The sequence below is a fragment of the Methylobrevis pamukkalensis genome, from assembly GCF_001720135.1.
Taxonomy (GTDB): domain Bacteria; phylum Pseudomonadota; class Alphaproteobacteria; order Rhizobiales; family Pleomorphomonadaceae; genus Methylobrevis; species Methylobrevis pamukkalensis.
The window spans coordinates 1-12,066 of the sequence record NZ_MCRJ01000124.1; the positions used below are offsets into that span (position 1 = coordinate 1).

General features: G+C 68.8%; 7 protein-coding genes and 3 pseudogenes. 8 read left to right on the top strand and 2 right to left on the bottom strand.

What is annotated here, in order from left to right:
• Positions 1-94: 94 nt before the first annotated feature.
• Positions 95-2,774: pseudogene (gene ppdK, locus A6302_RS17070) on the bottom strand (pyruvate, phosphate dikinase).
• Between the two features lie 486 nt (positions 2,775-3,260).
• Between ppdK and A6302_RS17075 the strand changes: the two are divergent.
• The 3 genes from A6302_RS17075 (at position 3,261) to A6302_RS17085 (ending at position 7,620) form a co-directional block, all read left to right on the top strand.
• Positions 3,261-5,048, top strand: coding sequence for a tetratricopeptide repeat protein (locus A6302_RS17075; RefSeq protein ID WP_069308052.1), 1,788 nt, complete (start codon positions 3,261-3,263; stop codon positions 5,046-5,048).
• A 20-nt stretch (positions 5,049-5,068) separates the two neighbouring features.
• Entirely contained in the window at positions 5,069-5,926 is an 858-nt protein-coding gene (locus A6302_RS17080) for a 4-(cytidine 5'-diphospho)-2-C-methyl-D-erythritol kinase (protein WP_069308053.1), read from the top strand.
• A 452-nt stretch (positions 5,927-6,378) separates the two neighbouring features.
• Complete coding sequence (locus A6302_RS17085; protein WP_069308054.1) at positions 6,379-7,620, top strand: pyridoxal-phosphate-dependent aminotransferase family protein; 1,242 nt, start codon at positions 6,379-6,381, stop codon at positions 7,618-7,620.
• A 462-nt stretch (positions 7,621-8,082) separates the two neighbouring features.
• On the opposite strand, the pseudogene A6302_RS17090 reads toward A6302_RS17085, so the two are convergent.
• A pseudogene (locus A6302_RS17090) lies at positions 8,083-9,095 on the bottom strand (polyprenyl synthetase family protein).
• A gap of 245 nt (positions 9,096-9,340) precedes the next feature.
• On the opposite strand from A6302_RS17090, the gene A6302_RS17095 reads away from it, so the two are divergent.
• The 5 genes and pseudogenes from A6302_RS17095 to A6302_RS17105 all read left to right on the top strand — a co-directional run bounded on the left by A6302_RS17095 (position 9,341) and on the right by A6302_RS17105 (position 12,058).
• Positions 9,341-9,580, top strand: coding sequence for a putative signal transducing protein (locus A6302_RS17095; protein ID WP_069308055.1), 240 nt, complete (start codon positions 9,341-9,343; stop codon positions 9,578-9,580).
• Complete coding sequence (locus A6302_RS17100; RefSeq protein ID WP_245294120.1) at positions 9,577-10,140, top strand: methyltransferase; 564 nt, start codon at positions 9,577-9,579, stop codon at positions 10,138-10,140. Before A6302_RS17095 ends, A6302_RS17100 begins: the two co-directional genes overlap by 4 nt.
• A complete protein-coding gene (locus A6302_RS24800; RefSeq protein WP_245294121.1) occupies positions 10,137-10,397 on the top strand; it encodes a hypothetical protein in 261 nt (86 codons plus the stop codon). Before A6302_RS17100 ends, A6302_RS24800 begins: the two co-directional genes overlap by 4 nt.
• Before the next feature lie 416 nt (positions 10,398-10,813).
• Positions 10,814-11,071 (top strand): type II toxin-antitoxin system Phd/YefM family antitoxin, encoded by a 258-nt coding sequence (locus A6302_RS21540; RefSeq protein WP_083255861.1) that lies wholly within the window; start codon positions 10,814-10,816, stop codon positions 11,069-11,071.
• Positions 11,072-11,204: 133 nt separating this feature from the next.
• Positions 11,205-12,058: pseudogene (locus tag A6302_RS17105) on the top strand (S49 family peptidase).
• Positions 12,059-12,066 lie beyond the last annotated feature (8 nt).

Below are 12,066 nucleotides of genomic sequence, written 5' to 3' on the forward strand. Positions count from 1 at the left end.
GTCCTTGCGGAACCCGCAATCTCAAGTCATTACGATCGAAGCCGCGAGGCGTTTCTCGCAGGAAACGGCCCGTTTCCCATCTCGTCGTGACCGCTCACGCCACCCGCGTCGATCCCCGCCCCGCCAGCGTCGCCTGCGCCGCCGCCAGCCTCGCCACCGGCACCCGGAACGGCGAGCAGGAGACGTAGTCGAGGTTGAGTTCCTCGCAGAAGGCGATCGAGGGCGGGTTGCCGCCGTGTTCGCCGCAGATGCCGACCTTGATGTCCGGCCTGGCCTGCCGGCCGCGTTCCACGCCGATGCGCACCAGTTCGCCCACGCCCTGGCGGTCGAGGGTGGTGAAGGGGTCGTAGCCGAGGATGCCCTTGGCGTCGTAGCTGGCGAGGAAGCCGGCCGCGTCGTCGCGGCTGATGCCGAAGGTGGTCTGGGTCAGGTCGTTGGTGCCGAAGGAGAAGAACTCGGCGCATTCGGCGATCTCGCGCGCCAGCAGGCAGGCGCGCGGCAGCTCGATCATCGTGCCGATCTGGTAGCTGAAGCGCTTGCCGGATTCGGCCATCACCGCCCGGGCCGTCTCGTGGATGCGGACCTTGATGTATTCGAGCTCGGCGCGGGTGGCGACGAGCGGCACCATGATCTCCGGCATGATCGCGACGCCGGTGGTGCGGGTGGCGATCAGCGCCGCCTCGAAGATCGCCCGCACCTGCATCTCGACGATCTCCGGATGGGAGATCAGCAGCCGGCAGCCGCGATGGCCGAGCATGGGGTTGTATTCGCGCAGCGCCCGGAGGCGATCGTTGAAGCGCTCGATCTCGATGCCGAGATCGGCGGCGAGCCGTTCGGCCTCCTCCGGGTTCTTCGGCAGGAACTCGTGGAAAGGCGGGTCGAGCAGGCGGATCGTCACCGGCAGGCCGCTCATGATCTCGAAGATCTCGGTGAAGTCCTTGCGCTGCATCGGCAGCAGCTTGGCCAGCGACGCGCGGCGCCCCTCCTCCGTGTCGGCGAGGATCATCTCGCGCATGGCCAGCACCCGGCCGTCGTCGAAGAACATGTGCTCGGTGCGGCAGAGGCCGATGCGTCGGCGCCGAAGGCGCGGGCGACCCGCACCTCGGTCGGCGTCTCGGCATTGGCGCGCACCTTCATGCGGCGGATCTCGTCGGCCCAGCCCATCAGGCGCAGGAAGGAGGGCGACATGTCCGGCTCGCGCATCGCCACCTTGCCGGCCATCACCTGGCCGGTGGTGCCGTCGATGGTGATGACGTCGCCGGCCTCGAAGGTGCGGCCCATGGCCTTCAGCGTGCGCGACTTGGCGTCGGCCTTCATCGTGGCCGCGCCGGAGACGCAGGGCTTGCCCATGCCGCGGGCGACCACGGCGGCGTGGCTGGTCATGCCGCCGCGGGTGGTGAGCACGCCCTCGGCGGCGTGCATGCCGTGGATGTCCTCCGGGCTGGTCTCGGTGCGCACGAGGATGACCGCATGGCCCTCCTGCGCCACCTTCTCGGCCTCCTCGGCGGAGAAGACGATGCGCCCGCAGGCGGCCCCCGGCGACGCCGGCAGGCCGGTGGCGATCACCTCGCGGGCGGCGCGGGGATCGAGCGTCGGATGCAGCAGCTGTTCCAGCGAGGTCGGGTCGATGCGGCCGACTGCCTCCTCGGTGGTGATCACGCCCTCGTCGGCCATTTCCACGGCGATGCGGATCGCCGCCTCGGCGCTGCGCTTGGCGGTGCGGGTCTGCAGCATCCACAGCTTGCCGCGCTCGATGGTGAACTCCACGTCCTGCATGTCGCGGAAATGGCGCTCCAGGTCGTCGCAGATCCGGCGGAATTCTGAAAACGCCGCCGGCATCAGCATTTCCAGCGACGGCGACTCGGAACCGGCGCGCTGGCGCCCGGCCTCGGTCAGGTAGTTGGGCGTGCGCATGCCGGAGACGACGTCCTCGCCCTGGGCATCCAGCAGGAACTCGCCGTAGAGGATCTTCTCGCCGGTGGAGGGATCGCGGGTGAAGGCGACGCCGGTGGCCGAATCGGAGCCGGTGTTGCCGAACACCATGGCCTGGACGGTGACGGCGGTGCCCCAGTCGTCGGCGATGTGATGCAGCCGGCGGTAGACCACGGCGCGGGCGTGTTCCAGGATTCGATGACGGCGCTGACCGCGCCCCAGAGCTGGATCTGCGGATCCTGCGGGAAGCCCTCGCCGGTCTCGTCCTCCACGATCGCCTTGAAGCGGTCGACGACGCGCTGGAGGTCCTCGGCGGTGAGGTCGGTGTCGAACACCAGCCCGGCCGCGTCCTTCATCCCCTCGAGCACTTCCTCGAAGATGCTGTGGTCGATGCCGAGCACGACATCGGCGTACATCTGGATGAAGCGGCGGTAGCTGTCGAGCGCGAAGGCCTCGTCGCCGGTCTCGGCGGAGAGGGCGGCGGCCGTCACGTCGTTGAGGCCGAGGTTCAGCACCGTGTCCATCATGCCGGGCATCGAGGCCCGGGAGCCCGAGCGGACCGACAGCAGCAGCGGGCGTTCGCTGGCGCCGAAGCGGCGCCCGGTCGCGACCTCGATCCGGCCGATCGCGCCGTGCACCTCGGCGATCAGGCCGTTCGGATAGGACTTGCCGTTGCGGTTGTACCAGCCGCAGACGTCGGTGGTGATGGTGAAGCCGGGCGGCACCGGCATGCCGAGCCGTGCCATCTCGGCCAGATTGGCGCCCTTGCCGCCAAGGAGTTCGCGCATCGAGGCTGCGCCGTCGGCGCGGCCGCATTCGAACCCGTAGACCCAAGGCGCCATCACTTCCCTCCAGTCCCGGCGAATGTTGGCCTCCGCCTCGGTCCTGCCGGGCGCCGCGGCCTGTCCCGCCGCCCTTCGGGGCCGCGGACGCGGACGGTGCCCATCTCCTCGACGTTGATGCCCCCTCAATTGATGCGGTGCAAGAAGTTTCGCCGGGGCCCCGCAATAACCGATTGATTTGCCATGTGACGACGCCCCGCCGGGGTGTTTGTTCCGCAGCCTCGCGACGGGCGGCAGAGGGACGGCCGCGCCCGGAAAGGGCCACCGTCCCGCCACAACACTGGTCTATGCGTGGCGGCGAGACGTTCGCCGGGCGCCGCCGTCAGGGCGGGCCGGATCGGACACGGGTGCGCGGACTTGCAGGCGGCTGCGATCGCGTCCATCCTCCCCGCTGATTTGCCGGCGGATGGATCGGCGCCAGGGCCGCTGCCGGCCGGGTGCGTGCCCGACCACGGCACGACGCCACGGCAAGGCTGACGGAGACCCATGATGACGCTTGACCGACGTGCACGAGCCGGGACGGATCGACGGACGCGGCGATCCGCCTTCCGGCTGGCCGCCGTCCTCGCCCTCGCCTCCGCCGCCTTCCTTCCCGCCGGCGGCGCGCTGGCCGGACGGACCGGCGACGCGGTGAGCTTCCCGCCGGGCGAAAGCACCGCGGGCAACTTCCTCGCGGGCTTCCATGCCGATCGCGCCAAGGACTTCGACGCCGCCTCGCTCTATTTCACCCGCGCGCTGCTGACCGACCCGGAGGACACCTACCTCCTCGAACGCGCCTTCACGCTCACGCTCGCCGACGGCGAGATCAAAGGCGCCTTCGGCCTGTCCCGGCGCCTGCTGGCGATCGATCCGGACAACCGCCTCGCCAACCTCGCCTCGGGCGTGGATCTTCTGGAGCGCGGCTCCTACACCAAGGCAATCGACGCCTTCGGCAAGTCGCATTCCGAACCGCTGACCGAGCTCATTGCCGGCATCCTCCAGGCCTGGGCCGAATATGGCGCCGGGCGCACCGACAAGGCGCTCGACCGGCTCGACGCGATGAACGGGCCGCAGTGGTTCGAACTGTTCCGCAGCTACCACGCCGGCCTGATCGCGGATGCAAGCGGGCGCAGCGACGAGGCGATCGAGCGGCTGCGGGTCGCGCACGGCTTCGACGAGGGCTCGATCCGCATCACCGAGGCCTATGTCCGCGCCCTGTCGCGCGCCGGCCGTTTCGACGAGGCGAATGCCGTCGTCGACGAACTGCTCGCCCGGGTGCCCGACCACGGGGTGCTCAACCGGCTCAAGACCAATCTTGTCGCGAAGACGAAGATGAAGCCGCTGGCCACCGATGCCCGGCACGGCGCGGCCGAGCTGCTCTCGGGGGTCGCCAACGCCATCTCGCGCGACGACGGCTCGGAACTCGTCGCCGGCCTCCTGCAGCTCGCGCTCCATCTCGACCCGAAGACCGACATCGCCCGGATCACGCTGGCGGAGATCTTCGAGCGCTCCAAGAACTACGAGCGCGCCATCGAGATGCTCGGCCTCGTCGACGAGAAGTCAGGCTTCAAGCGGGCCGCCGAGATCCAGATCGGCTTCGACTACAACGCGCTCGACAAGGTGGAGGAGGCCCGCAAGCACCTCGAGGGGGTGATCCGGGCCAATCCGAAGGATCTCGATGCGCTCACGGCGCTCGGCAACATCCTGCGGGTGCGCAAGATGTTCGAGCCCGCCGCCGATGCCTATACCCAGGCGATCGAGGCCCTCGGCACGCCGGCGCCGCAGCACTGGCAGCTCTACTACAACCGGGGCATCGCCTATGAGCGCACCAAGCGCTGGCCGCAGGCCGAAGCCGACTTCAAGACGGCGCTCAAGCTCAGCCCCGACCAGCCGCTGGTGCTGAACTACCTCGGCTATTCCTGGGTCGACCGCGGCGAGAATTTCGACGAGGCGCTCGGCATGATCGAGAAGGCCGTCGAGGCCGAGCCATCCGATGGCTACATCGTCGACAGCCTCGGCTGGGTCTTCTACAAGCTTGGCCGCTACGAGGAGGCCGTGGCCCAGCTGGAGCGCGCCGTCGAGCTGCGTCCGGCCGATCCGACCATCAACGATCATCTCGGCGACGCCTACTGGCGCGTCGGCCGCACGATCGAGGCGCGCTTCCAGTGGGCACATGCCCGCGACACCGATCCGGAGCCGGAAGAGCTGCCGAAGATCCTGAAGAAGCTGCAGGAGGGCCTGCCGCCGCTCACGTCGAAGCAGGCCTCCGAAGGCACCAAGCCGTCCGGCGGCTGACGCCGGACGGCGTAGCCTCCATGAGCGCGCTCACCGAGACGGCCCGCGCCAAGGTCAATCTCGCCCTGCATGTCGTCGGCCGGCGCGCCGACGGCTACCACCTCCTCGACACGCTGGCGGTGTTCCCGCCGGTCGGCGATGTTCTGACGCTCGAGGCGGCGGGCGAAGGGCCGCTCAACCTGTCAGTGACCGGGCCGATGGCCGGCGCCCTCGCCGGCCTGCCGCCGGAGAGCAATCTTGCCCTGCGCGGCGCAAGGCTGGCGCTGGCGGCGGCCGGCATCGATCCGGAACAGGCGGGTCTCGCCCTCACCCTGGAGAAGCACCTGCCGGCGGAAGCGGGCATCGGCGGCGGATCGGCGGATGCTGCCGCCGCGATCCGCCTCGTCTGCCGCCGCTTCGGGCTCGACCCGCTCGGCCCCGCGATCCTGGAGGCGGCGTTGCGGCTCGGGGCCGATGTGCCGATGTGCCTCCACTCCCGCCCCCTGCGCGCCCGCGGCATCGGCGAGACGATCACGCCGCTCGGCGCCCTGCCCGCCTTCGGCCTGCTCCTTGCCAACCCGGGAATCGCCACCCCGACGCCGGAGATCTTCCGGCGCCTCGAGACCCGGACCAACCCGCCGATCGCCGACCTGCCCGCCATCGATCATGCCGGCGCCGTCGTTGACGCGCTTGCGGCCGCGCGCAACGACCTTCAGGCCCCGGCCATCGCCTTTGCGCCGGCCATCGGCGCCCTTCTCGCCGACCTTGCCAACCTGCCGGATGTTCTCCTCGCCCGCATGTCCGGTTCGGGATCGACCTGCCTTGCCCTGTTCGCCGCGCCGGCGCGGCGGTCCGCGCTGCGACCTTATTGCGCGCGGCAAGGCCTGCGACATGGGTGATCGCGACGACGGTTTCGTGACGGCGAAAGCTGTGTCTCGTCAATTCATTAGATCAATTCGCAATTGAGTGGCGCCCAACTTTCAACAGGGGGGAAGAAATCTTTGCCTCTGGCATCGTCTCGACGATGTCCGGGGCAAGGCGGACAATGCAGTCACAATTTCACGGTTTCCGTGTCCGGCCGCGTCCCGTCCGTGACGGCAGGCCGTGAGACGGTGCAGTGGGACATGGCTGGGTTCGGTTGGCCGGTCATCCGGCCGCTCGGGACGCCGCGACCGCGGGACGCATGATCGGCGCGCCCGAATTGGAGCACACTCCGCCGCGATGGACGCCTGTCCACCGGCGATATCAGCAGACGACGATCGATGCCCTTTCCGCATCCGGGCCCTGCCCGGGCGGCCAGGATGTTCGGCGGACGGTTCACAGAGACGGCTTTGGCCAGCGAGGAAACGACATGACGATTTTCCCCTCCCTCAAGATCCCGAACACGCTGGCTGCCGGCCCTGGCCCTGGCAACACCGACCCGCGCGTGCTCGAAGCCTTCGCCAGCGCCGGCGTCGCCGACCACATGCAGCTCGACGTGCTGCGCGGCATGGTCGAAGCCAAGCAGATGCTGCGCGAGGTCTTCGGGACCAAGAACGTCTACACCTACGGCATCGCCGGCACCGGCTGGTCCGGCCTCGACAGCCTGCAGAGCGCCATCCTGCCGGGCGACAAGGTCGTCGCCTTCAACAACGGCACCTTCTCCGGCATCGACTGCCTGACGATCCGCATGAAGGCGTCCACCCCGGACGATCTCGCCGCCAACCCGATGAACCCGCAGCCGGCGAACGTGATCGTCGTGAACGTGCCGCACGGCCAGTCGGTCACCGGCGAGATGGTCGACCAGGCGCTGGCCGAGCACAAGCCGATGTGGGCCTTCATGGCGCATTGGGAAACCGGCTCGGGCCGCATCAATGACATCAAGGGCTTCAACGACGCCTGCGCCAAGCATGGCGCCATGGGCCTCGTCGACGCCGTCTCGAGCCTCGGCGTCAGCGACTTCAACATCGACGACTATCCGGCGATCGTCGGCTGGGCCTCGTGCCCGCAGAAGGGCGTTCTCGCCCTGCCGCTGACCTATGCCCCGGTCAGCTTCCGCGACGAATACATCGACGTCGTCCGGAAGCGCGGCTGCTACAACTACGTCAACCACCCCATCCTCAACGCCCGTCACTGGGGCATCATCGACGGCAAGGACGTACCGACGCCGTCCTACCACCAGACCCATTCGGGCTATGCCGTCGCCTCCTTCCACGAGGCGCTGCGCATCCTGCTGATGCACGGCCGCGCCCAGAAGGCCGCCGACTATGCCTTCCACGAGAAGGTGCTGCGCACGGCCGTGGAAGAGATGGGCTGTGAAGTCACCTCGAACATGACCAGCCTCGTCGTCCTCAACCTGCCGGGCGCGCTGGCCGGCAAGGAAAAGGAACTGGTTGGCAACTGCCGCGCCCGTGGCTTCGCGATCTGGCCGACCCTGTCGGAGCCGGTCCAGGTCCGCATCGGCATCCTCAACCAGCTGAACGAGGAGGCGATCACCGACATCGTCGGCCGCTTCGCCGATGCCATGATCGAGATGGGCGCCGACGTCGACAAGGACGCAATCCTCGCCAACGTGAAGTCCGCCTTCACGCCCCGGCTGAAGAACTCGGCCTGATTGCCTCACACATGCGACGCCCGCGGGTTCCCGCGGGCCGGCCTTCCTCCCAAAACGTCTGCGGCGCCCCTTCGCAAGAAGCGCGCCGCTTTTTTGTGTTTTTTTGGGGAGGGGCGGTGATGACCGGCGGATGAGGCCGGGTCTACGGGCCGCAACCTCCCTCCGGCCCTTGCCGGGCTTGGCCCACCGCTGTCCGATCCGGTCAATAGCTTGGCGCCAACGCGCCCGGCCTCGTCCTTCGAGACGGGCTGTTCCAGGCCTCCTCAGGATGAGGCCTCAGGGATCTCTCCGCCCGCCGGAAGTTGTCGTTTGATCGCAGTCGCTTGCTTTCTCCCTCACCCCTGAGGAAGCCGCAAGGCGGCTGCCTCGAAGAGCGAGGGAAAGCCGCGGCGTCGGCGTGCGACAGGTCATGTCGGCGTCAAGACGACCGACGCCCGACTGCCGACCACCAACTGCCAAACCTCAGTGCACCCGGCTGATGCAGAACTCGACCACCTCCAGCAGCGCCTGGCGATGCTGGCCAGGGGGAAGCGTGTCGAGCGCCTCGATGGCGCGGGCGCGTAGTGGCGGGCGCGCTCCACGGTGGCGGTGATCGCTCCGTGGCGGCGCAGGATCTCGCCGGCCTTCTCCAGGTCGCCGTCGCCGATCTCGCCCTGCTCGATCGTGCGCGTCCAGAAGGCACGCTCGGCCTCGCTGCCGGCCCGGTAGGCGAGGATGATCGGCAGGGTGATCTTGCCCTCGCGGAAATCGTCGCCGGTGCGCTTGCCGAGATTCACCGACGAGCCGCCGTAATCCAGGGCATCGTCGACAAGCTGGAAGGCGAGGCCGAGGGCGGTGCCGTAGCTGGCCAGCGCCGCGCGCATCGCATCGCTGCTGCCGGCGACGATCGGTCCGACCTCGCAGGCCGCCGAGAACAGCGCGGCGGTCTTGGCGTCGATGACGCGGATGTAGGCGTCCTCGTCGGTGGAGAGATCCTTGGCCGCGGCGAGCTGCATCACCTCGCCCTCGGCGATGACGGCGGCCGCGCGCGAGAGCACCGCAAGCGCCTCCAGCGAGCCGACCTCCACCATCTTGCGGAAGGCCTGGCCGAGCAGATAGTCGCCCACCAGCACGCTCGCCTGATTGCCCCAGACCATGCGGGCAGCCAGCTTGCCACGGCGCATCTCGCTCTCGTCGACGACGTCGTCGTGGAGAAGGGTTGCCGTGTGCATGAACTCGACCGAGGCGGCGAGCTTGACGTGCCCGTCGCCCGCGTAGCCGAACATCCCGGCGCTGGCGAGGGTCAGCATCGGCCGCAGCCGCTTGCCGCCGGACTCGATGAGATGACGCGCCACCTCGGGAATCATCTCGGCATTGGCACCGGCCATGTCGATGATCAACTGGTTGACCCGCGCCATGTCGGCGTCGACCAGCGACATCAGCAGGGCGATGCCGGCGTCCGGCTTGTGTTTTTCAACGGATGCGACCACGCCCACGCTTTCGTCTCCAGACCGTCTTTCCCGATGCGCCCCGGCATGCGGGATGTTGCTTCAAGCGCCGCCGCCCATATCTCGCGACCATAGGGCGGCGTCAACCACCCGGCAAGCTTCGTCCCGGCGAAGGCGCCCGACGCCGCGGCAAAGCCGGCGCCGGCCCTTCGCAAATCCCGTGGATGCCGGATCACCGCCGGTAGGCTAGCATGCCGGGTCGGACAGTCCGCCCGACCAGCAAGGAGAAGACCATGAAGGAACTGATGCGCACCAATGATGTCGTCGCGCTGTCCTTTGCCTGCTCGCTTCTCAGCGAGGCGGAGATCCTGCATTTCGTGGCCGACGAGGCCGCAAGCGTGATGGACGGGTCGGTGAGCATGGTCCAGCGGCGGCTGATGGTCGACAGCGCGGAAGCGGCGGAGGCGCGGCAGATCCTGACCGACGCCGGCCTCAGCGCCGAGTTGCGCGAGGAAAAGGGCACCACGGCGTGAGCGGCGTCGAGGCGCCCGCGTCCCCGGCGGCGGAGACGGCCCCGCCCGACGCCGCGGCGACCACGCTCGATGCCTTTCTCGGCGGCCGGGTGATCGTCGAGCAGCCGGCACAGCGCGGCCACCGTGCGGGATTCGACGCGGTGGTTCTGGCCGCCTGCCTGCCGCCGGGAACCGTCGGACGGGTTGCCGATCTCGGCGCCGGCGTCGGCGTTGCCGGCCTGTGCGCCGCCGCGCGGCTGGCCCTCGACGAGGTGATCTTCGTGGAGCGCGACCCGGAGACGCTCGCCCTGCTGTCGCGCAATCTTGTCCGCAACGCCGGCCTCTGCGGCGGCCTGGTCGCTTTCGCCTCCGACATCGCCGCACCGGGCGCAGCGCGACGCGCCGCGGGGCTCGTGCCCGGCCGGGCCGAACACGTGATCATGAACCCGCCGTTCCATCCGGCCGGGCGCAGCCGCGTCTCGCCCGATGCGGCGCGGGCCGGTGCCCACATGGCCGCAGACGGCGATCTCGACCGCTGGCTGCGCACCGCCGCCTCGCTGCTGACGCCCGACGCACCGTGACGCTGATCCACCGCGCCGATGCGATCGGCGAGATCGTCGCCGCGCTGTCGGCCCGCTTCGGCGCCATCGACCTCCTGCCGGTCCATCCGCAGGCGCACAAGGCCGCCCACCGGCTGATCGCCCGCGGCCGGCTCGGCAGCCGCGCCCCGCTCGCCCTGCTGCCGGGCCTCGTCGTCCACGGCGAAGATGGCCGCTATGCGGCTGAGGTGGAGGCGGCGCTGCGGGACGGGGTGGGGCTGGAGATCGGCTGGCGGTGACGAGGCATTCCCGCAGTGTCAAAACGGCCGCTGCTGCTGCGCCGGGTCGCATCTGCCCCACCGCTCGCTGTCGCACCTGGAATGAGAGATCATCGCTGCCCTCGAAAGGCGTTGCAGATCCTGCACCGCTCCTCGGTGGCTTCCCCCTCGTCCTTCGAGACAGCCGCTTCGCGCCTTCCTCAGGAAGAGGGGAAAGAGCAGGCGCTTGTGTTGGAATTCCAGCCTATTGGAATTCCAGATTCACGAAGGCCTCATTCTGAGGAAGCCCGCAAGGGCTGTCTCGAAGAACGAGGCCGGGTGCGCATCTGTTGCAGCGTGGGATCGCCTCTGCCGAACATGCGCTGCCCAACATCAAGATGGAAACGGAGCATCCGAACGACTACCCTGTTTCATCATCCATTCCGTTGGGTCGCGTGATGCAGATTTCCGTGAGCGACGCAAAGGCGCACCTCTCTGAACTGGTTCGTCGCGCGCAAGCGGGCGACGAGATCGTTCTGACCCGCCACGGTCAGGCGATTGTTCGGCTGGTTCCGGTCAAGGCTCCCGTCGACGCATCAGCACGTCGCGCCCTGATCGCATCCGTTCGCGCCTCCGCTGCAGCAAAGGTCACGTCCGGAGCGGAGGCAGCGCGCAGCCAGGATTTCCTCTATGGAGATGATGGTCTGCCCGTCTGACTGACGTCACAAGCGCCCTCCCAGCCTGACGCGAAACTCCGTCGCGAGTGCCGGCAGCAGGCACGACATCTTTTGCACGGCCCTTGTGTGCCCCATATCTGTCGGGACATCGATCCGAGGAGATCCCCCGCCCGTGGCCTTCAGCTTCAAACGCCTCCTGCCCGCCTCGATGCGCGGCGATGGACCCGTCATTCCCGTGGTGCGCCTGTCGGGCGCGATCGGCATGGCGTCGCCGTTCCGGCCCGGCCTGTCGATGGCCACGGCGGCCGGTCCGCTGGAGAAGGCCTTTGCCGACAAGAAGGCGCCTGCGGTGGCGATCGTGATCAACTCGCCGGGCGGCTCGCCGGTGCAGTCGCACCTGATCTACAGCCGCATCCGCCAGCTGGCGGCCGAGAAGAGCAAGACCGTGCTTGTCTATGTCGAGGACGTCGCGCCTCCGGCGGCTACATGATCGCCTGCGCAGGTGACGAGATCATCGCCGATCCGTCCTCGATCGTCGGCTCGATCGGCGTGATCTCGGCCGGCTTCGGCTTCGAGCGGGCGATCGACAAGCTCGGCATCGAACGGCGGGTCTACACCTCCGGCACACGCAAGGTGACACTCGATCCGTTCCAGCCGGAGAACCCGGAGGACGTGGAGCACCTCAAGAGCCTGCAGCGCGAGGTCCACGACACCTTCATCGCCCTCGTCAGGGCGCGGCGCGGCGACGCGCTGTCGAGCGGCGAGGACCTGTTCTCGGGCCTGTTCTGGACCGGGCTGTCGGCCCGCGCGCTCGGCCTCGTCGACGCGATCGGCGAGATGCGGTCCGATCTTCGCCGCCGCTACGGCGACAAGGTGGAACTTCGATCCGTCCAGACCGGCGGCGGCTTCCTGCGGCGCAGGCTCGGCGGTCTCTCCCAAGGTGCGGCGCCACGCGGACTCATTTCCGCCGAGGAAATGGTCGATGTTGTCACCGAACGCGCGCTCTGGGCCCGTTTCGGCCTGTAAATCGTAGC